Source organism: Bradyrhizobium sp. S3.12.5 (assembly GCF_040548225.1).
Lineage (GTDB): Bacteria > Pseudomonadota > Alphaproteobacteria > Rhizobiales > Xanthobacteraceae > Bradyrhizobium > Bradyrhizobium cytisi.
The window spans coordinates 52600-73567 of record NZ_JBEPRF010000031.1 but is presented as its reverse complement, the minus strand read 5'-3'; the positions used below and the strand labels follow the sequence as shown (position 1 = coordinate 73567).

19 protein-coding genes and 3 pseudogenes are annotated in these 20968 nt (G+C 59.2%); 15 read left to right on the top strand and 7 right to left on the bottom strand.

Features of this window, described 5'->3' with window-relative positions; translation table 11 throughout:
- The first annotated feature begins 58 nt into the window (after positions 1–58).
- From ABIC09_RS33440 to ABIC09_RS33425, 5 genes are all read left to right on the top strand, one after another.
- Positions 59–1174 (top strand): hypothetical protein, encoded by a 1116-nt coding sequence (locus ABIC09_RS33440; RefSeq protein WP_354111934.1) that lies wholly within the window; start codon positions 59–61, stop codon positions 1172–1174.
- 46 nt (positions 1175–1220) lie between these two features.
- Positions 1221–1685, top strand: coding sequence for a hypothetical protein (locus tag ABIC09_RS33435; RefSeq protein ID WP_354111933.1), 465 nt, complete (start codon positions 1221–1223; stop codon positions 1683–1685).
- Positions 1604–2101 carry a phosphoribosyltransferase-like protein gene (locus ABIC09_RS37505; RefSeq protein WP_502917728.1) on the top strand — a complete coding sequence of 166 codons (498 nt, stop codon included), beginning with the start codon at positions 1604–1606 and terminating at the stop codon, positions 2099–2101. Before ABIC09_RS33435 ends, ABIC09_RS37505 begins: the two co-directional genes overlap by 82 nt.
- Positions 2102–2120: 19 nt before the next feature.
- The gene (locus ABIC09_RS33430; RefSeq protein WP_354111932.1) at positions 2121–2474 is read left to right on the top strand and encodes a hypothetical protein; all 354 of its coding nucleotides are present in this window, start codon (positions 2121–2123) and stop codon (positions 2472–2474) included.
- Positions 2475–2653: 179 nt separating this feature from the next.
- Entirely contained in the window at positions 2654–3631 is a 978-nt protein-coding gene (locus tag ABIC09_RS33425; protein WP_354111931.1) for a reverse transcriptase family protein, read from the top strand.
- Here the strand turns inward: ABIC09_RS33425 and ABIC09_RS33420 are convergent.
- Both ABIC09_RS33420 and ABIC09_RS33415 read right to left on the bottom strand, forming a co-directional pair.
- Positions 3606–3803, bottom strand: a complete 198-nt coding sequence (locus ABIC09_RS33420; RefSeq protein ID WP_354111930.1) for a hypothetical protein — start codon at positions 3801–3803, stop codon at positions 3606–3608. The genes ABIC09_RS33425 and ABIC09_RS33420 overlap by 26 nt on opposite strands.
- Before the next feature lie 198 nt (positions 3804–4001).
- Complete coding sequence (locus ABIC09_RS33415) at positions 4002–4898, bottom strand: EamA family transporter (RefSeq protein WP_354111929.1); 897 nt, start codon at positions 4896–4898, stop codon at positions 4002–4004.
- A 674-nt stretch (positions 4899–5572) separates the two neighbouring features.
- Between ABIC09_RS33415 and ABIC09_RS33410 the strand changes: the two genes are divergently transcribed.
- The gene (locus ABIC09_RS33410) at positions 5573–7558 is read left to right on the top strand and encodes an argininosuccinate synthase-related protein (protein WP_354111928.1); all 1986 of its coding nucleotides are present in this window, start codon (positions 5573–5575) and stop codon (positions 7556–7558) included.
- A 292-nt stretch (positions 7559–7850) separates the two neighbouring features.
- Here the strand turns inward: ABIC09_RS33410 and ABIC09_RS33405 are convergent, their stop codons facing one another.
- Positions 7851–8324 (bottom strand): GNAT family N-acetyltransferase, encoded by a 474-nt coding sequence (locus ABIC09_RS33405; protein ID WP_354111927.1) that lies wholly within the window; start codon positions 8322–8324, stop codon positions 7851–7853.
- A 513-nt stretch (positions 8325–8837) separates the two neighbouring features.
- A pseudogene (locus ABIC09_RS33400) lies at positions 8838–9965 on the bottom strand (IS5 family transposase); the annotation flags it as partial.
- A 348-nt stretch (positions 9966–10313) separates the two neighbouring features.
- Here ABIC09_RS33400 and ABIC09_RS33395 point away from each other — a divergent pair.
- The 3 genes from ABIC09_RS33395 to ABIC09_RS33385 all read left to right on the top strand — a co-directional run bounded on the left by ABIC09_RS33395 (position 10314) and on the right by ABIC09_RS33385 (position 11885).
- Positions 10314–10682 (top strand): ABC transporter permease family protein, encoded by a 369-nt coding sequence (locus tag ABIC09_RS33395; protein ID WP_354111926.1) that lies wholly within the window; start codon positions 10314–10316, stop codon positions 10680–10682.
- Positions 10683–10743: 61 nt separating this feature from the next.
- A complete protein-coding gene (locus ABIC09_RS33390) occupies positions 10744–11115 on the top strand; it encodes a type 2 periplasmic-binding domain-containing protein (RefSeq protein ID WP_354111925.1) in 372 nt (123 codons plus the stop codon).
- A gap of 17 nt (positions 11116–11132) precedes the next feature.
- Complete coding sequence (locus tag ABIC09_RS33385) at positions 11133–11885, top strand: 4Fe4S-binding leucine-rich repeat protein (RefSeq protein ID WP_354111924.1); 753 nt, start codon at positions 11133–11135, stop codon at positions 11883–11885.
- 51 nt (positions 11886–11936) lie between these two features.
- Here the strand turns inward: ABIC09_RS33385 and tnpB are convergent, their stop codons facing one another.
- Complete coding sequence (gene tnpB / locus ABIC09_RS33380; RefSeq protein WP_354111923.1) at positions 11937–12119, bottom strand: IS66 family insertion sequence element accessory protein TnpB; 183 nt, start codon at positions 12117–12119, stop codon at positions 11937–11939.
- Between the two features lie 1379 nt (positions 12120–13498).
- Between tnpB and ABIC09_RS33375 the strand changes: the two genes are divergently transcribed.
- From ABIC09_RS33375 to ABIC09_RS33355, 6 genes and pseudogenes are all read left to right on the top strand, one after another.
- A complete protein-coding gene (locus ABIC09_RS33375) occupies positions 13499–13651 on the top strand; it encodes a hypothetical protein (RefSeq protein WP_354111922.1) in 153 nt (50 codons plus the stop codon).
- A gap of 326 nt (positions 13652–13977) precedes the next feature.
- Positions 13978–15102 (top strand): redoxin family protein, encoded by a 1125-nt coding sequence (locus tag ABIC09_RS33370; RefSeq protein WP_354111921.1) that lies wholly within the window; start codon positions 13978–13980, stop codon positions 15100–15102.
- A 750-nt stretch (positions 15103–15852) separates the two neighbouring features.
- A complete protein-coding gene (locus ABIC09_RS33365; RefSeq protein ID WP_354111920.1) occupies positions 15853–16881 on the top strand; it encodes an aspartate-semialdehyde dehydrogenase in 1029 nt (342 codons plus the stop codon).
- Positions 16882–17061: 180 nt separating this feature from the next.
- Positions 17062–17322: a hypothetical protein gene (locus tag ABIC09_RS33360; RefSeq protein WP_354111919.1), complete on the top strand. Its 261-nt coding sequence runs from the start codon at positions 17062–17064 to the stop codon at positions 17320–17322.
- 191 nt (positions 17323–17513) lie between these two features.
- A pseudogene (locus tag ABIC09_RS37500) lies at positions 17514–17702 on the top strand (hypothetical protein); the annotation flags it as partial.
- Between the two features lie 55 nt (positions 17703–17757).
- Positions 17758–18468, top strand: a pseudogene (locus ABIC09_RS33355) (IS1380 family transposase); the annotation flags it as partial.
- A 432-nt stretch (positions 18469–18900) separates the two neighbouring features.
- On the opposite strand, the gene groL reads toward ABIC09_RS33355, so the two are convergent.
- Together groL and groES are read right to left on the bottom strand one after the other, a co-directional pair.
- Positions 18901–20553: a chaperonin GroEL gene (gene groL, locus ABIC09_RS33350; RefSeq protein WP_354111918.1), complete on the bottom strand. Its 1653-nt coding sequence runs from the start codon at positions 20551–20553 to the stop codon at positions 18901–18903.
- A gap of 87 nt (positions 20554–20640) precedes the next feature.
- Positions 20641–20955, bottom strand: a complete 315-nt coding sequence (groES, locus tag ABIC09_RS33345; protein WP_354111917.1) for a co-chaperone GroES — start codon at positions 20953–20955, stop codon at positions 20641–20643.
- Between the last annotated feature and the right edge of the window lie 13 nt (positions 20956–20968).

Sequence of the window (20968 nt, the reverse complement as noted above, 5' to 3'; positions counted from 1 at the left end):
CATCCGCCTTCGGTTTCTGGCAGCTCTGCCGAGCGCCCTGGCGGACGCGATCAGCGCCGTGTTCGCGTCCAATTTCGAAGGGTTGAGCCGGGACGGGCAGCTTCTCATTGAACGGTTGGAGACGCAAGGCAACGTCGAGCTCAAATTCGTTCAGGCGGAAGCGCTCAGCAGAGCCGGTCGCGACGTGAGCCGGTTGTTGGAAGATATCCTCACCTCACCCGAGAATGACGGTGAGACCATCAGGATTGCAGTGAACGCTGTTTCCATCGCCGCCCGCTGCCAGTTGTGGCCGATCGTCGAGGCAGGCCTGGGCCATCGGTTCGCCGACGTGCGCCAGGCGGCTCTTGTTTGCCTTGCCGAGCGATCGGGCGGTCCGCTTGCGCCTGAGTTGCGTAACATGGCGCGTGACAAGGGGCACCGGGTTCGCGAGACCGTGCTTCGCCTTTTGCAAGAGCGCCCGAGCGTCGACAACATGGATGCGATCCTGCAATTGGCCGCCGATACCTGGGAGTCCCAGCAAGCCCATTACGAGCAGGAAAGGTATTTCCCGATCGCCCATGGCGCGGCGCAGCTCCTGTGCGAGCCGCCGCAAATCGATGATCGGTACATCTCCGACATCGGAAAAGTCTTCTTCGACACGGATGATTACGACGTCAAATTGATGTTGATGCGAGCTCTCGTCCGCAATGGTTCAGCCGAGGCGCGGAAGAGGGTCTTGAGGGTCGCCTTGAAGACCGGCAAACCACCTCACCACCGGTTGGCGGCCGAGGCATTGTCCCTCGAACAGCAATGCGTCAATGCAGCGCTCGCCGCTGAAATTCCAGACAAGCAGCTTTTGGTTCGGACGGCGCCGGTTGCGCTCCCATTGACGCTCGTCGTCGGAGCTTCTGCCGACAATTCGCGTGTCCTGGCCGCAGCCCAGTCCTTGGCCGCGAAGCAGGAGCGACGAGCGCTGCTTATTCCATTGGCGCTTGCGGCGTTTGCTCGCGACCGCGCATCGGCCCACGAAATCATTGAACTATTACCGGCTCGAGCAGCGACCGCGCTCACCAATACGTTGAACGGAGCCGGCAAGCTTTCCCAAGAGGATCTTGATGGGCTGGGCGACGTCCGAACGCTCGAAACGGTGAAGCCTTGGCTGTCGGCCCTCATGAAGGGGGCCGAAGGCAGCTGATCTGGTCCTGACAGGCTAGGGGCCGTAAACAGCCGGAGGATAAGTGATGACAGCAAGAGTTCTGCTATCGCAAAGCGAGACAGGCAAGGCTTGGCTGGCTCAGTTCCGGTCGGCCGACGATATGAAGGCTGCCGGCGAGCTTCTGGATGCAATGCTACTGCTTAACGACAACGATGTGGCCGATGCCATCCGCGACAGTATCGACGAACTGGCCAACGATTGGCAGGGGCGCGGTCGCTCGCTGGCGCTTTATGCCGAACGTGAGTTTGACTCGGGGGAGGCGTACGGAAGCCTTGACGTCCCCGACCCGACGGGGCGCGTCCGCAGACGTGCCGTCAGCTATTCCGGGCCGGTCAAGCCGACACGGGGCAAGATGCGGGTCGGAAGCGAGGGGATGGTAGCTTACCTCATCTCGCAACTGGTCGAAAGATGGCCGAAGGTCCTCAAAAACCATCCGGGGCCGAAAGGTATCCGTGCCAAGTCGTACCTGTCGGTGCGATCGTCATCGTGACGGATCTGATTGGTAGCGGGACTCGGGCCAACAAAATGCTCGACAAGTTCTGGAGGGTCCCCAGTGTCAAGTCCTGGGTGTCGGGAAAATGGATCGAATTCATCGTGATCGCTGCCGCCGGCACGCCCGAGGGCATTGCCACCGTGAAGTCTTACCACGTTCGCCCAACCGTAATCGCTGAGCAAAACGTTCCAACTATCGGGACTTGGAAAGACCAGACACTCGCAGATCAGTGGCGACAGTTGATTGCGAGATCTGGGCCCAGTCAGGGACGCGGAGGTGTGGCGCGCGCAGGCTATGCCGACAACGCCGCGCTTGTGGCGCTCAGCTCCCGCATACCCAACAATACACGCCATCATACACCAGTCAGACGGAAGCAGCTGGTGCGCTCTCTACGAGGGCCCGGCACCTGCTGATCTTAGGCCTCATTTCCGGATGCGCGATGAGCCGGAACAGATCAAACAGGCTGCCGAGGCAATCGGCGTCGATCTCGCGCCAGACCTGAGTGCCAATGACGCCAAGCTCGTGGTGGTCCTCAGTGCACCTCCATCATTGCTGCGCCGCCAGGATATCGTCGCCATTGCTGCGGCTACGACGCTGTCGCGCTCGGAGGTCGAGCGGATCATTTTGCGGGCCGTCACCGATAGGTTGTTAACGCCGAAATGGCGGCTCACAGAGGCCGGCCAGGAGTTTCCTAAGGCCAATCGCCGTGGGGATCGTCGCAAGTCGACAATTGCGACCAACTCTGAACCTTACTATCCTCAAAAATTGAGAATCCCGCGGGAGTAGATCTAGCAGATGCCAACCCTGGTGGTTGGCCTAGATGTTGGGTTAAGCCACGCATCGTGGGCGTCCGGGCTTCCGAACGAGCTCCTGATTACCCAGGCGTCCAACGCTCCTGCCCTGCGGGTTCGTTCGGAGGCTTACCGTGGAGCGCCGGACGCCCCTTCGGGGCCGGACTAAAGTAGATGCTGCACCCGTGGGATTCTCAGCAGTTTCATGCCGGCGCCAAGGCCGCTGGTCGATCGAAAGAGACCATCGAAACCGCGATCGTAATTGCGCGCAACATCAAGAAAGCCAATTCCGATCTCCCCGTTGTTCTGACACTCCATCACGTCATCCATCTCTGCGACGTTTCCGCGGAATTCCTTCAGGACGTCATCTTCCGTAAAATTGAACCCTACCGGACATTCAGACTGCAAAAGCGGGGAAGACCCAATGCACCCGCAAGGCAATTTTGGACAATCTCCGTTCCGGAACCGCGCCTCATGCAGGCGCAGCGCTGGATTGCTCAACATATCCTGAATTGCGTGACGCCTCACGATGCGAGCTTCGCTTTTGCGAAGAAGCGTGACCTCGTCAAGGCGGCCATGAAGCATGCCGGGGCAAGATGGCTGGTGAAGATCGATGTGAGGCGCTTTTTTGAATCGATTTCCGAGCGGCAGGTCTATTTCGTCTTTCGCAGACTGGGCTATCCGGCGTTGCTAAGCTTCCAGCTGGCGCGCATCTGCACCCGATTTTCCCCCGAAGGAAAACCTCATCCGCCCTCTAAGCCCGGCCAATTGCCTTATCGGCGTTTGCCACAAGGACACTTGCCACAGGGTGCGCCCACCAGTCCGATGCTCGCGAATCTCGCAGTGAGCGCGCTCGATCTGCACCTGAGCGACATGTGCAGGAAGCTGGGCTGGACCTACACCAGATACGCGGATGACTTGACGTTTTCGCGAATTGACGAGGTGCGGCGATCCTCTCAATCGGCTTGCAAATATTGCAAGCCGAATGACAACCATGATGGCCAACAGCAGCACCAGCACCTGCTAGATGGTCATCGACATGCCCATCGTCGGCATCACCGCGACTATCGCTTGCCAAAACCCGACGAGCACCTGAATGCTTCCCTGGGGTTCGCCATGAACGTAATCAGCGGGATGAGGAGCGACTGGTAATCTTCGATGTCGAAAGGGATCTCAGGTACGCACCCTGCTCCTTATAGAAATCCTCGGCAACCCCGTTCGAACCGTCCGCGATCGCCTGTTCGAGCCGAGCGTTCCTGCTCGCAAATTGCCAATGAAGCTTGAGACTGGTCAGCTGTTGACCGGAAGCGATGATTTCATTCATGGGGTGCTCGCTACCAGATCCCCTGGTCAACCCGCGACGTGGCCCAAGCCTTATCCAGAGACCCCTTTCGTCCGCCCACCAAAAAGGCTGCGTTACGACGCGGATCATTGTTCCTGGCGTCTCGATCTCGCCGATCTCCCCGCGACGTTTAGGCAGCACCGCGCGCGGGTCGCTCAGCCGAGGTCGAGGGCGAAGCCGCTACGCCGCAATTCCATCGCGTGCGACTGGCGCTCTGTTCAACGCCATTGGCACGACATGCAGGCCTACGCCCACGAGAACGATCGCAGCCGATGTCAGTACCTGAAAATTCAGATGTTCTCCTAGCACTAACGCAGCCAGAGCGACCCCGAACACTGGGATCAAGAGTGCGATGGGCGCGGTCGAAGCCAGACCAATGGAAGTAATGGCTCGGCCCCAAAGAATCTGTGCCATGGCGAATGACGCAATAGCCACGTAAGCCACGGCCAACCAGCCGGCGAGCGGCGCTTGTGTCAGCGCTTCGCCCACCGCTGGGGCAGCGGGCCGCATCAGCGCACGCGCAACCCAGACGGCAGGCAGACAGATCAACGCACTCGCACACTGCAGACGGATCACCGTTTCAGACGTTTGCTTGAGCGTCATGTTTGCGATGGCCCAGCCCGCAGCCGAGAGCAGGCATATGGCACTCGCGACCAAAGGCGCCTTGCTGCCACCCGTGGCCAGCACACCGATAAGGCCGACTACGCCCAAGGCGCTTCCAACAATCGTGGTAGTTCGCACCGATTCCCGGAGCATCAGGAAACTGAGAGCCAAGGATATGAAGACCTGAAACTGGATCAGCAACGCCGCGAGGCCGGGGGATAAGCCCATATCGATTGCCAATGTCGACAGCAGATATTGGCCGATGCCAGAACCTAGAGTGTACGTGAGCAGGGTTCGCGCAGGCACACGCGGCCAACCGACAAGAGGGACCAGCATCGCTACGATCGAGAACCGCAACGCGGTGAGCAGATATGGATCGAAGTGGTCAAGTGCAAGTCGTACCGCGACGAAATTGCCGCCCCACAAGCCAGCAGCCCCAATCGCGCCTGCATAGGCACTGCGCTTGAGGATCATGTTCGCACCTCCTGCGAGCGCAAGGCAACCGAAGCGGAAAGATCAGCGGTCGTGCGATACTCGGCGTTGGCTCGAGACCGAATCGGTACGCAGGTAAAGACTTCAACCTTCAAGCCTTCCAACAGCTCAAGCACGGACTGCCTCAGTAAATCGCTTCTCCGTTTGGAATCGGTGCTCGTAGATCGCGCCATAACTGCGGCCCGAACTCGCCCTATTAGCCAATCTGAACAGTCCCTGTTGTTGACGTAGCGCTTTTGCAGTCTGCTCATATTGAGGCGATGGTCTATAAACAATTCCTCATCGAGAGGAAATGATATGTCGATTGCGGCTGTCATAGAAGCGTCGTGCATTCGTTTTTGAATGATGCATGTTGACGAGAGATGACCTCTCGAGTCAAACGACGCGTTTTGGTAGGTTGCATGACAATAATACAAGGCAGATATTCTTTCTCAGTGGAGTCTCGACTGAGACTTTCCTACGTCGATCGGCGCGCAGAAGAAGCGGGATGCTGAGATTGTGCGGTTCGCTGCGAGATGATTTCTAACGTTTGTCGTGCGATATAGCCAAGGGCTGCGATGTTTGGAGCTTTGGCTCGTTGCCTCGATCAACGACGTTCCACACCAGAACAGCCCTTGTAGCTGCTGCGCTGCTGGTCAAGATGAGAGCAATCACAGATGACCGTCAGAAAAATTCGATGTTTCCAAGACCTCATCTCTATTCCCGACAAGAGCGCGCCAGTCGTGACATTGTTCAGCGGCGGCCTAGATAGTTCGTACCTCCTTTGCTTCTTGTATGAGGCGGGCTTTACGAGTGTAATGGCGCTTTGTGTTGACCTCGGCGAGGCTGTCGAAGCTGAGGCGCTGGAGACGACCGCCAAGCGATTTGGCGCGGAATTGCTGATCGAAGACCGTAGGGTGCAGTTTGCAGACCGATACGTAAAGCCAGCCCTTAAGGCCCACGCGAAATACCTCGACATCTACCCCGTGAGTTCATCTCTCTCTCGCCCCTTGGTCGCGCAACGCGCGGTTTGCGTCGCGTTGGAGCGCAATGCGGGCGCCGTGCTGCACACCGCGAACCAGTCTCAGAACAGCCTGCGGCGCTTAAATACGGCGATATCTGCCGAAGACTTTTTAGGGCTTTTCGGCAGCCCTTACGAATACAGCGCCTTGTCGCGCGAAGACAAGGCGAGGGCGTTGGCGGGCTACGGTTTGACGTATTACGCCGATCGAAAGCTTAGCGGTGACGCGAACATCTGGTGCCGAGAATTTGAATCGGGCCCATTGGACAACCCCGAAGCTTTTACGCTTCCGGAGGAAGTTTTCACTTGGTCACGGCGCCAACCTGACGTTGGCCCGTGCTCAGTTTCCCTCGGCATCCAGGAGGGTGAACTCGTCCAGGTCGACGGCGAAGCTGTGGCCTTTGCGGATGCAATTGCTCACCTGAATGCGCTGGTCGGCTCCTACGGCTTTGGCCGATTTCTAGGATTGGAGCACCTTGATGAAGGCGAGAAGGTTCTGGAGGTGCGTGAGGCCCCAGCTGCGTTCATTTTGATGCAGGCCCTTCGGCACTTGGAAACGGCAACCTTGTCTGCGAACTCCATCATTCTGAAGCAAGCTTTGGAGAGAAGTTGGACGCTCGAAGCCGTGGAAGGGAGATGGAACTCGGACGTAAAGGCGGCCGCGGAAGCAGGCATATTGTCGCTGGCTCAACGCGTGACCGGAACGGTCCGCTTTGACATCAATCATCAATCGTGCCTGCCAAGCTCAATTCGCGCTGACCGCCCGCTTTACCTCACTAATCGTGATACTTGGGAAATCGAAAAGGCCCGCGAGCGCGGCACGCGTTCGCGGGCTGATTTTTTGCGGAATTACTTCGACGAGACTCCCAAAAGAAACCAAAAGTCGCGCTCAATCGAAACTCGCTTGATATCGGCTTCTATGGCTACCGAAAAGGTTGGCACCCCGCTTGTCGATGCATTGACTAGCGATGGGTACTGGGTAGAACGCGGCGCGAAGAACTTCGAATGCTGGGATTTCTACGATCCTCAGAGTTGGCATGATTTTGCGACGTGCTGGGATGATCTTCTGCTCGACGAGTATATGCGAGACGGGGGAACATATCGCTTTCGCCGCTATAGTCAGCTTTTCTACAGCGCGAATGACGGCCATCTAGCTCTGCTTCCTCACGCTCCCTACGAACAGTCGGCGATGATCAATCGGCTCAACGGAGGTTTCCAACGGCACTTCGAGGCGATCGACGGGCAATTTCTGGAGAACAGGTTTTTCCAAGGTCTGATGCGGTGGATGGGCTCTAGCTACAGTGCGGCCTCCGGCCATCTCAACTGGAATATCAAATTGCACCCGTACCGTATTGTCGCGACCGAGAGGCCTGGCGAGCCGAGTCCCGAGGGTCTGCATCGCGACGGCGTCGACTACATCTGCTCGTTCATGGTGCGGAAATGCAATGTCAACGGCGGCGAAACAGTTATAACTGATGCGAACGAAAATGAACTGGTCCGTTTCACGCTGGAGATGCCGGGCGATATTATGATTGGTGATGACAACATCGTCATGCACGGTGTGAGCCCGATCCAAATGATTAACAGGAAAAAATCAGTTGCTTACCGTGACGTGCTGGTCGTCGCGTTCACCAAGGACTGATCCCTCAACGCTGACGAGGGCGATCACGTGGTTGGCGCTTGCTCGCTGGTTGCCCTCGGCTGTTGTGACACTTCCTATCTCCCTCTGGTATTTCAGGCACTATCAATCTGTAACGCTTCCGTTGCTCTCTGAGGAGAGCGTACGTTCATCGACCTCATCCTGGGATGAGGGATCACCGGCATCGGGTTCTCGTCGTGGGTCCTCGATCCCTTGTCAGCACGTCGAATCAGGCTGCGCGACCACTCCTCAGTTGCACGGGCAAGCTCCCGACCAACCTGCAACCTGAGGGCATTCAAGTGGAGAGGTCGAGGCTCAAGAACTGGTTGTGCGGGCTTTCCTGATAGTCCGCGAACCGCTCACAGGAAAGGAAGCCCGCGTTGCGGTAGAGCGCGACCGCAGGAGCGTGCAGCGCTGCGGTACCGGTCTCGAGGCTGAGGCGTGCATACCCTCGGTTGCGGGCTTCAGCAATGATGTGGTGCAGAATAGCGCGACCGACCCCGGTCCTCCGTGCGGCGGGCGAAGCGCGCATCGACTTCACTTCTCCATGCGTGCGATCCAGTTGCTTGAGAGCACCGAATCCAACCAGCACATGACCCTGCCAGGCCGTCCAGAAAGTAACGGCCGCGCCCGAAAGGCCAGTCGCGTCCAGCGCTCGCGCGTGCTCGCCCATGACGCTGCGCAGCTCTCTTAAGTGATATGCTAACAAGTCGGCGACATATGGCGCCGTCGGATCGTCCTGCCTGATTTCCACTTCACGCCCCGTCATTGTACTCAACCAACCAGTCGGCACTAGCGGCAGTTGCGGATATATTCAAGGTCATTCTTCAGTGTGCAACCAGGATTGGCATTGTGATCGAAAGATCGCACCGCATCGGTCCACGCGGCGAACGCCGATCGTGGTCGCCAGTAATGGCCAAATTCGACCGAGTAGTCAGGAACAAGACGCGCTCCCCGATCCACGATCTTTGGATCCAAGCGGCTAGAGAATCTCAAGCACGATCTCGACTGATCGCGCAAGCTGCCTAGCCGGTGGTTTCTTCTGCACAGATGACTGACGCAGATGACAATCGTGCAAGCTCCTCGAGAGTGAGATGTACGTTCGGAATGTCCGTCTGACTTCGCGGCGGGGTGGACTTCGCCCGCTTCGAGGAATTCGAGCTAGTCGGGACGCGGCGATGTGGGCCAGTCCCAGGACCGGTCGCTATCTTCTCAGACGCTGACCGACTTCGTTTATCGGCAAGCGCGGTTTCGCGACAGCAGCGGACAGTCGGAAAGACGGCGACACTCCTCGCTTCTGGCCGGAGATGAAGACCCTGAACTTGTGATCGGACGGCGCATTGTGGCCGCGTATCCCTTGTCGGCGAGGATGCGCGCAATGGTGCTGCCAACCAGCGCCTCCATGTCCGGGATCACGGTTTCCAAGGTGTGGCCATCATAGGGATTGTCGGGCAGCGCCTTCACATGGGTGACGAACTGGCCGCCCTTGCAGTGCTTGAGGGTGGTGGCAACGCTGACCTTGACGCCGAACTCGTAAGGCCGATGGGCCTTGCCCTTGCCGATGCACTCGACTTTCGGCGCATGCAGGGAATAGACCTTCGGCCCGCGTTGACGTTGCTGCTGCTCGCGCACGCGCGGTGCCAGCAATAACAGCCGCGCGAACGCCGCTTCGAGCCTGCCATTGCCCTCGATCTTACGACCGATGTCGCGGATGAAGCGGCCGAGATAGGTGCGCAGCTTCTTCAGCATCCGGTTGGCGCGCTTGAACTGTTTGGCATGGGCATAGCGGTGATGCTGGATCAGGGCGAACTTGCCGACCCGCGTATAGGACTGGCGTAAATCCACCCCATTCAGCTGCGCCAGCCGCACCAGCTTCGCACGGGCCCGGTTCAGAAGCTTGGCATCGGTGGGGAATGTCACGTTCTTGGGCTGAACCGTGGTGTCGACGATCACCCGTGGCAGCTCGGACGGCTTGATCGCCTTGGTCCTGGTGGCAACCGACAGGCGCTCCTGCAGCAGCGCCTGCAGCCTTGCCTCGCCCATGCGGTTACGCCAGCGCGTCAGCGACGAGCCATCGAACACCAGCCGGTGCTGGAAGAACTCCTCGCCGCAGAAGAACTGGTGATAGGGCTCTCGACCCGGCGTTCGCACAGCACCTCGTCGGAGAGGTCGTAGGAGTGCTTGAGGATCGCCAGCCCCGCCATGATCGCGTCGGCAGCGGCGGGCGGCCCGGATCATCGGTGTAGACCTCGCCGAACCGTTCCTCCAGGAAGCTCCAATCCACCGTGCGGCCCAGCGCCACCAGCGGATGTTTCAGGTCGATGATCTGGTCGAGCCGTGAGCGGAACAGATCCTGCTCTCCCGTCTCCCGCCGTCCGCATTGCCGCCTGGTCCCTCGCCAAAGCTTCAAAGGCGAGTGAATCACCAATCAAATTTGCAAGGAATCCCCTCCGCCACATCCGTTTCCCGGCAAACTCGATTGCCTCAGAGAGCCGTTTCCAGATTCCAAATCAACGACTTGAGAATTCTTCACGGACCATTCTTTACTTGATGCCCCTTGATCGAGATCAAGAAGTCTATGCGACAACAACTGTACGGTGGATGAGTTGCAAGCCAGTGCCTGGTCCGTCCTGACGGTTTGCAGTGTGGCGGGAACGATCGATTGTAAGGCGGTCTTTGATGCGAGACGTAGTTGTTTTTGGGCCCACAATAATTGCGCTGCTCCCAAGCGGTGCAGTTCATTCGGCTGGAGAGATTCTTGTCTTTCCTGGCTGCTGACGCCGGTTCTCTTCGTCGCATTCTTCAACACGTTCAGGCGTGCGCGGTCAATCCGGTCGTGCTGGCGAATGCACGCCTGCTGCGCGCCTCCAATCCTCCCTGCTGCGCCACGTGTACCTGCCGTTCACCACCGGCTCTGTCGAGCCCGCGGGTGTCCGTCGGCATGGCCGTAAAGGGGGCGGTGGCTGCGGGTCATCTTCCTCGCCCGCTAGGATTGCGGCACTTGATTGCGCAGGCCAAGGGCCTCCTCGATGCTGCCAGGGTATTTGCTGGAATCATCGTTCTCTCCGCCTCTGTTGTTCTCCTCGACGCCCTCGTCGAGCGCGCGGAAAAGCAGTTCCTGGTTTGACGGCCCGCGCCTGCCCATGAAACCTGATCGTAACACTCTCCCAACAGTCACGGAGCTTCGCATGCACGTTTTGACACGAATGATGCTGGGGATGGCGCTAACCGCTTGCTCGGTCATTTCGGCGCATGCCGGCGGGCCCCAGAAGGCGAAATTGAGGATCGCGGCGGGATCACAGATCCTCAACTCTATGCCTCTCGAATTTGGTGTGAAGCTTGGTACATTCAGAGACCAAGGCCTTGACGTTACTATCGAGAACTTCCACGCCGGTGGCTCGAAAGCGCTGCAGGCGCTGGTCGGCGGTTCGATCGACGGGACAGTCGGCTTCCAGGATCACACCATTCAGATGCAGGCGCAGGGCTGGCGGTCGGAAAACTTCTGGAGCTCGCGACCTCCGACAAAATTTGGACCCAAGCCGTTGCTGCGGCGTGCCTAACCTATGTGGGCAGGACAATGATTGATGATATCGACAAGGCTCTTGACTGGGAGGGCCACCGGCTTGACTGCGCATCGTGCGAGCATCTCGCACTAAGCGAAACCGGCGGATGTCGGCTCAAGCACGCCTGCGTCAACGAACGTTGTCCCCGCAGCATCGAGAGGTTCTTCGAGCGGAATCCGCATCTCGCCGACGGCTATCTCAGCCATCCGCATTGTGAGGCAAGGGCAATCGCGGCGAAGTTTGCGAACGTCTCTCTGCTGCCGTCGCTGATCAATGATCCCAATGAAAAGGTGCAATGGAATGCGATACTTCGCCTGCCTAGAAGCTACGCGTTGCAATTACGGAAGCATCCGCTTCCCGAGCTGAGGAGGCGGGTAGCGACCCTGCTTGACGGTGAAGAATTGCTACCCATGGCCTCAGACGAATATTACTATGTTCGCCTTGTCGTCGCGAGTCGGATCGAGCCTATACTGCTCCGCCGAATGATGAATGACGAGGAAGCCGAGGTCCGCCGTGTTGTAGCACGGCGCATTCCAAATGAATGGTTGCTCGGCATGATCGACGATCGTGACGCGTCGGTAAGACTGGAAATAGCCCAACGACTATCTGTGCAGCTTGTGTCCCTGCTGCAGCATGATCCTGACTGGCGCATCCGCTACGAGGTCGCAAGCCGTGCGCCAGTGGCTCAGGTCTTTAGCCTCGTCCATGATCCGCATAGTGTCGTACGCGAAGTCGCGAGCTCGCGGATTGCGGGAGACCGCCGCTGAGAAGATACCTCGCCGGGCGACCGACGGCCAGATGTACTTGCCGCGATATGCCTATTGCGTCATGCCGAGGATCTTGACCAGATCGCCGCGACGTCCCCGGAAGATGTAGAGATCGCCAGCGCGCGGATAGCGCGTCAGAATCTCCTGGAATGTAAGAGCCAGGCTCGCATGCCGACGCATGTCGGTGTGGCCAGTGGCGATCCAAGCCCTGACGCGGCTCGGAATCTGGACCATCGTCGCTGCAGCAGCTCAAGAACTCACTGCAGCGTCTCAACGTCCCAGCCACGGTCAACGCAAACGCGACAGCCGCCGCCGAGCTCGATCCCGATGATTCCAGCCCTTGCACGCTGCGCAGGCGGGGAAGAGGCGGTTTGTGGCGCGTCGCTCGAGATCGGAGCCGCCACGCCGCGCAGCCGACCTCTGGCGCGCTTGTCGGCTTCAAGTGAACAACACCCTGTGAGCCACCCGTGCCAGCGCGCGATGCCGCAGCCGTCTTGCCAGCCTGCAAGTTCTCTTCAAGGCGAGCCTTCTCATCGTAACTTCATCGCCCTCGACGCCCTGCGCCCAACAGATTGACCTGTCAAAATGTGGCACTCCATGCGCAACCGCTCGTTCCTTCCGTAAACGAGCAATCTCATGCGACCAGATCGACGGCTTGCCGGTTGTGGTCGTCCGGAAACGAGCGGCGTTGACGTGCTTCCATCTGACACGTTGTGGCTCCCGAGCGCAGGTACGGTTTCACAGCCCGGCAGCCGGTTACTCGTCCTCAGAGTCGTGTGTACCCTTTGAGCGCCGAAGTTCATGATCTTAACTGTCATGCCGTTCTCAAGTCGGCCGTGATCACAAGGGCTCAGTCAGGTGCATCTCGCGAGTGATCGACCCGACCTGCGAGCGGCACATTAACCAGGCGCGCAGCTGCACGCATCTAGCAGGACTGGGCTCCATTGGGCGATTCGATGCGAGCGGTAATGGAGTCATAAGGCTCTTCTACGGTCAATGGTTGATGTCTAGCGCCGCGAAGTCGTCGGTTTATTCACGCGGGACTGAAGGCGTTGACACGCGAACTCAAGGTCGTTCGACATATTCATCGCACAGAGTCTTCAGTCAGCCTGCACCACGCGTCCTCGAGGATGTGGAGTGAATTTCAACCGGGCAGACCGCCTCCACGGTGCCCATTTGCGGGTCGCGGACGCCAATGTGCTGCTGGTTCGAATTTAACATTCTCCGCCTCCGGCGCCTCGTTGTAAGCCAGGCGTTCCTGATTAGGTGTCATCGTTGAGCCGTGTTTCGCGAGCGCGGTTCACTTATTCTGTGAGAGTGTTCTTCCCTGCGTCAATTACCAAACACGCAAGACGGGAGCGGATTTGCCCTAGCGCTATTGCGAACACCAATGCGAAGGATGTCGCTCGCAAGTTGTCCTGGCCACACCATCGTGCAGCGGATGTGCGGAAGTGGCCCCGAGGCGGTCAGTACCATCTCCAATCTCCGACCTATCCTGTTGAGCCCTCCTGTTGCTTTAGTCTCACCCGCGACTAGTCGAAACCGGAATGCACGGAAAATCAACACGGCGACAGAAGTAACTGCGCCGCTTTGGGGAGGTAAAGTGGCTTCCTATGTTCAAGCAGGGCTCGCACTGGTTTTCGCGCCTGCTAATTCCGACGGAACAGCACGCGCACGAGGTCATCGGCTTCCGCGGTTATCTGGAACGCGCCGAACACGCCGCTTTGCTGGCTCGGTTCGGAAAGCTGGTGCCTATCCAATGCTGACCGCTGTTGTCCACGACCGGCCCTTGGGAATTTGTCGGTCAGCGGGCACCATCCGCTTTCTCGCGCGCCTCCTACTGGCCCAGCGCGGCATCACGGATGCGCATTCGCAAAACGGCCTTCCGGCGGCACGAAGGGCGCTATCCCTGCCCGAAATCCGACGCCGATGCAAAGCATGTCAGGTTACATACAGTCGACCCTACTGGGCGCGTGAATGTTTTTCAAAGCGATGTCATGTGCTTAGTGCGCGCGGACAGCCTGGCACGGTGATTGCTGACTAAGGTGAACCGACAAGGTCGCGCAACAAGTCACATTGGGAGAAAACCATCATGCTATGCTTGGCGTCCCCCGCTCCTTCGCTCAAAGTCGAGAACTGGCTGCGTGGCGAGCCCCTCACGAATTTCCAGCCAGGGAAAGTGTACATCGTTGAATTTTGGGCAAGTTGGTGCGGCCCATGTGAGGAGGCGATGCCCCATCTCATAGAGCTGCAAGCAAAATACAAAGACGAGGGGCTTGAGGTCGTCGGAGTCGCAGCTCGTGAAAGAGCACCCACGGCGGATGAGGCTCGCACCAAGTTGGACGCATGGTTGACCGAAAAGTTCTCAAATCTGAACTATCGAATCGGGTTCGACAGTACAGGCGAAATGAACAAGCTTTGGATGAATGCCAGTTCTTCTGTTAGTATTCCGACATCGTTCGTCGTCGACCGCGACGGCCACATTGCCTTTATCGGTGATCCGATCGACATCGAATACGTCTTTCCGAAAATTATCGACGGCACTTGGCGCAGCAGCTATGAAGCTAAAGCCGCTGATGCGAAACGGATTGCGGAAGACCAACGCATAGCGCGCGAACGCTCAATGCGCCGGACAATTCGACTGGCGATGCAAGCAAAGGATTGGCCGACGGCGCTATCAGCGGTCGAAGAGGGCATTGCCACAATGCCGGACAATATCAACTTCCGGCAGATTCATGCGGATCTGTTACTTCACAAAATGCGCGACACGGCGGCCGGCTTCCAGGTCTTACGCCGACTGGTTCGAGATGCGATTGAGAAACAGGCAGAGGCTTTGCGTGCGCTGGTTGGCGTGATGAGACAACTCTTTGATGCGGACAATGATAAGTCCCACCTTCCGCGTGCGGAACGCTTTGCGATCGGCAGGGATGTGTCGGAACATATCCTCAATCCTGAGCAAGCCTTCGGCGGCCTCACCTTTACTTCTTATAGGGTGGTCGCTCAGTACTACTACGAGAGTGGTGACAAGCAACGCGCTATCGAGCTGATCGAGCGGGCAATGACGTGGCTAGACCATCCAAAAGCTATGCCGGACCATATGAGGGAAGGTGCGAAAAAGTATTTTATGCCGGGGCTGCTACAAACCTTGGCCAACTACAGGGGCGAGAACGTTTGTTGCAGCGGATCTTGTTCGGTTCCGCAAGAAAAGTCTCCTTGAGCTCCCAAGGTGCAGCCACAGGAGGAGACATGAAGAGAGATGTTAATCGGAGATGCACGATCGGAGCTCGTAAGCGCCTTCGATGCGCTCGCGACCAGCAGAACGTCTAGGATCATTTAGGCGATTGGGACACGCAAGTCAAAAGGAAGCCTCGCCCCAACGAGCGATGCGACACCCTGCGGCAAGTCTTTGCTGGGTCTGGTCACTAGTTGTATTCAGGGCATGCCGCTGCCCGTTTTACATGAGCGGTTTTTATAGCTGGAAATCATCAGTCGGCTACTCACATCGAGCACTACTCACGTGGTTATGTTCGCCTCGCCCGCACAAGCGGCGCCATCGAAGGAGTCAAATGCACGGTCCGAGGGCCCAGTATCGACGTTACATCTGACCGTCTTCGTCTGGTTGCGCCGCGTCCAGCGCTCTGTTGGGCTACGATAGACCTGAACAGAAACTTGTTGTCCCTTAAAAAGGAGGTGGCCAAGTTCAGGCAATGATGAAGGCGTACTTGAGAATGTCCGATCTCGAATGCTTGAAACCAATAATCCGTGGCCCTTCAATATCAATTGTTGGGGCAACTGTACTGCATAAGTCGCCGCCATGTTCGCTGCCGCCAGACGCACGACCAAAACCACCACGGCTTTCGGGGCCCGGGGAGGCGCGCGCGCGTAGTCGTCGACTAAAACGCAACCCACTCTACCGAAGCCCCGCCCTCGAAGGTCCGGGGCTTTTTTGTTGTCTAAATCGATCTCAATGGAGGACACAGTGAGTAACGATCCCGTCGTCGCGATTGTCGGCGTCACCGGTGTAGTGGGCGCCGAATTCATCGCCACCATGGACAAGCGCGGCTTTCGCATCAGTAAGCTCAAGGCGCTCGCCAGCGCCCGCTCCGCCGGCAAGACGGTGTCGTTCCGTGGCCAGGCCATCGTCATCGAGGAGCTGACCGAGCGCGCCTTCGAGGGCGTCGATATCGCCCTCTTCTCCGCCGGCGGCAGCATTTCGAAGAAGTACGCCCCGCTCGCAGTCAAGGCCGGCGCCGTCGTGGTCGACAACTCCTCCGCCTTCCGGATGGACCCGAACGTGCCGCTGGTGATCCCCGAGGTCAACGGCAACCGCATCCGCGACCACAAGGGCATCATTGCCAACCCGAACTGCGCGGCGATCACCGCACTGGTGCCGCTCTGGCCGATCCATCAGAACAACCGCATCAAGCGCGTGATCATCTCGACCTATCAGGCTGCCTCCGGCGCCGGCGCCGCTGCGATGGACGAGCTCGTCGAGTCCACCCGCGCCAACCTCAACGGGCAGGTCTATACGCCCAAGGTGATGCCGCACCCCTACGCCTTCAACCTCTTCAATCACAACACCGCCGTCGACCCCGAGACCGGCTACAACGACGAGGAAACCAAGGTCATCAAGGAAACCCGCAAGATCTTCGAGGACGAGAAGATCGCAATCGGTGTCACCTGCGTGCGCGTGCCGGTGTTGCGTGCCCATTGCGAGGCCATCACCTTCGAATGCGAGAAGCCCATCACCGAGGACCAGGTTCGCGCCATCATGGCGCAGGCCCCGGGCGTGAAAGTCGTCGACGATCGCGTGAAGAACTACTTTCCGATGCCGATCGACGCCTCGGGCCAGAACAACGTCCTGGTCGGCCGCATCCGCAAGGATCTCAGCGATCCCTCAGGGCATTCGATCTCGATGTTCGTGGCGGCCGATCAGCTGCTCAAGGGCGCCGCGCTGAATGCGGTGCAGATCGCAGAGCTGTTGCTGGGCCTGTAATCAGGCGCAGGCCGAGCCGCTGGGGGCCTGTCGTGCGCTGACCGTTTTACGCGCAAGTTTTGCAGGTTCTTGTCCATAGCTTTGTGCATCGGACATTGCCCTCGTCCGGGGCAGGCGAAGCCCTCGTGCCATCATACTCGGCGCGTCGGCCTCGTGTGCTGGCCACGCGCGAGTTTCATATTGAAAAGGCCGTCGAAACACGAAGCGCTCGATCTCGCCAAGATGCGCCGGCAGATCACGGCCCTGCGGTCCCGGCATGCGGAAAATCTACGCAACACCTACCTGTTGAATTGGCTGCTAATCAAGGTGGCAGATCTCAGTGAACCGGAGAGCGCAGCTCACGCGAAGCAGCTGGGCGAGCGTTCGCCAGAACGATGGCTAAATATCCAGAAGCGCGTCACGAAGAACGCCGGCAAGCCATCGGGTAAGGCTAACAAGTAGATCACCTTGCACAAAGTGGTCGCCGGGTCGACGCCACGTGTTTAGCCGCGGAGGTGCGCATGTATCGCGTAAACGCGGCCCGCGGCTAGGGGCTGCTGCCGTAGCAAGCGGCGGCCCCGCCATGAGAAGCCTAGCCCATCTTATTCGCCAGAGGGCGCCTGAGAGGCTGGCGAGCGTGGTGTAAAGAGCTGATGCGGCGTAGGATTCGGTTGCTGAAGCCAACCCCATCACCTTCAACCGCGAACGCCACGCCCGCCATGACTGATGATACGATTCTGCCGTTCTCGTTTCCAGCCGTTCAGGCCAAGAAAGTCACAGCAGCCTTCGATGGCGGGCGCCTGACCTCGAATGGGGGCGTGATGCTTCTGGCGATCGCCGAGCGGCGTCTCGGCTTGGCCGAAAATTTGGCCCGGGCGGTCCCTGATCGGCGCGATCCGACTTCGCCGCCTGGTACGGCACATCCGCACGCGATGGCACAAGACGCGAATTACGTTCCGTGGCGACGGGCACTATGCTCGGCCGGAGGCGATGAATTGGTGCGAGAACAATGGCATCGACTACATCTTCGGTCTGTCCGGTACCAAGCCGCTCGCCAGAAAAGTCGACGAGGTCGCCGACGACATCCGCACCCGACGCGCCATCGAGAACCTGCCTGTTCTGCGCGGCTATACCGAGACGCGCCACAAGGCAAAGTCCTGGGATCGCGAACGGCGCACCGTCGCCCGTATTGAGGCGACGATGCTCGGCCTCGACATCCGCTTCGTCGTCACCAGCCTCGATGTCGGCTCGGCCGAGTGGATCTACGACAGCCTGTATTGCGCGCGCGGCCAGGCCGAGAATCTGATCAAGCTGCATAAGACGCAGCTTGCCTCCGATCGCACCAGTTGCCGTTCGGCGCTCGCCAACCAGGTCCGTCTCGTCCTCCATACCGCCGCTTATTGGCTGATGCTGACCGTGCGCGACGCCATTCCCAAAGTCCGGGAATTGGCCACTGCCGAGTTCGCGACGCTGCGTCTTCGTCTCCTGAAAATCGCCGCCCGGGTCGTCGAGACCGCGAGCCGCATTCGCCTCGCGTTCGCCGCGGCATGCCGGGAAGCGGACCTGATCCGCTGCTTGCCCAGCGCGCTGCTGCCGCTCGGTCCTTGACCGGCGGGGCCTCCGCCTCCGTTCGCCCAACCCATCCCTCAAGCGCGTTGCAAAGTACGGGTCGTCAGGCGGTGAAAAGCCGAAGGCAATCCTGTGCGCCTCGTCAAAGGAGGTGTTGCAGCCGCATCAATCGGACCAAAAAACCGCACTCTCACGAATAGGACGGGCTAGTAAGCGCGCCGCACTACTCTGCGTACAGAGGGGAAGTCTCCGAGAAAACCGGTGGGCATCTTCGTGCCGATCGGCGATGAAACCCTACCCGCACCTGCTCCAGAGACTCAGCCGGCAGACACAAAATGTCCTAATTGCGCACCTTCGCCGGGTTGAGGGGCTTCCCGGCGTGCGGCAGTGTTGGCCCGGCTGACCGCCAGGAATCAGCAAAGGCCCGGCATGGCTGCCGAGCCTTCTACTGTTGAACTGTGAATGTCGGACTTAGAAGTCCATACCACCCATGCCACCCATGCCACCTCCACCCTGAGGCATGCCAGCCGCACCGGTGTTCTTTTTCGGCACTTCAGCCACCATCGCTTCCGTGGTGATCAGCAGCGCTGCGACCGAGGCCGCGTTCTGGATCGCCACACGCACCACCTTGGTCGGGTCGATGATGCCCTTGGAGACGAGATTGACGTAATCGCCGGTCTGCGAGTCGAAGCCGTACGCGTAGGTCTTGTTCTCGAGGATCTTGCCGACGATCACCGAGCCGTCTTCCCCGGCGTTGATCGCGATCTGGCGGGCTGGGTAAGACAACGCCTTGCGCACGATCTCGACGCCGGTCTTCTGGTCATCGTTCTTGGTGCGCAGGCCCTTGAGCTGATCGGAAGCACGGAGCAGGGCGACGCCGCCGCCCGGGACGATGCCTTCTTCCACAGCCGCGCGGGTCGCATGCATCGCGTCATCAACGCGATCCTTGCGCTCTTTCACCTCGACCTCGGTTGCGCCGCCGACGCGGATCACCGCGACGCCGCCAGCGAGCTTGGCGAGACGCTCCTGGAGCTTCTCACGGTCGTAGTCCGAGGTGGTTTCCTCGATCTGCGCCTTGATCTGGGCCACGCGCGCCTCGATGTCGGCCTTCTTGCCGGCGCCGCTGACAATGGTGGTGTTCTCCTTGTCGATCATCACCTTCTTGGCGCGACCAAGCATGTTGAGCGTGACGTTCTCGAGCTTGATGCCGAGGTCTTCCGAGATCGCCTGGCCACCGGTCAGGATCGCGATGTCCTGCAGCATGGCCTTGCGGCGATCGCCGAAGCCCGGAGCCTTGACGGCCGCGACCTTCAGGCCGCCGCGTAGGCGGTTCACGACCAGGGTCGCGAGCGCCTCGCCTTCAACGTCCTCGGCGATAATCACAAGCGGCTTGCCGCTCTGCACCACGGCTTCCAGCAAGGGAAGTAATTCATTCAAATGGGATAGCTTTTTCTCATTGATCAGGACGTAGGCATCTTCCATTTCAACGCGCATCTTGTCGGCGTTGGTGACGAAGTACGGCGAGATGTAGCCGCGGTCGAACTGCATGCCTTCAACAACCTCGAGTTCTGTTTCGAGCGACTTGGCTTCCTCGACGGTGATGACACCCTCGTTGCCGACTTTCTTCATGGCGTCGGAGATGAACTTGCCGATCTCGGCGTCGCCGTTGGCCGAGATGGTGCCGACCTGGGCGATTTCCTCGTTCGAGGTGACCTTCTTGGAGTTTTTAACGAGGTCGGCGACCACGGCTTCCACAGCCATGTCGATACCGCGCTTCAGGTCCATCGGGTTCATGCCGGCGGCAACCGACTTGGCGCCTTCACGGACGATCGCAGCGGCGAGCACGGTCGCGGTGGTGGTACCGTCGCCCGCCGCATCAGCGGACTTGGAGGCGACTTCGCGCACCATTTGGGCGCCCATGTTCTCGAACTTATCGTCGAGTTCGATCTCCTTGGCGACGGTGACGCCGTCCTTGGTGATGCGAGGGGCGCCGAACGACTTGTCGAGGACGACGTTGCGGCCCTTCGGACCGAGCGTGACCTTCACGGCATTGTGGAGGATGTCGACACCCCGCAGCATGCGGTCGCGGGCGTCGACGCCGAATTTGACTTCTTTGGCTGACATGTTGGTTCCCTGGGTTTGCTTAGTCTCACTCACCCTCGGCAAGGCGCCCGGCAGGCGCTCCTCGGCGGTGAGCGGTACGAGCGGTGATTAGGCGGCCTTCTTCTTGGCCGAAATGTCGGTGAGAACGCCCATGATGTCGCTTTCCTTCATGATCAGCAGCTCCTGGCCGTCGATCTTGACCTCGGTACCCGACCACTTGCCGAACAGCACGCGGTCGCCGACCTGAATGTCGATCGGGATCAGCTTGCCGCTCTCGTCGCGGCCGCCCGGGCCAACGGCGATGACTTCACCCTGGGAAGGCTTTTCCTTGGCCGTGTCCGGAATGATGATGCCGCCAGAGGTCTTCTCTTCTGCGTCGATGCGCTTGACTACGACGCGGTCGTGAAGCGGACGGAATTTCATGCAGTCCTCCTTT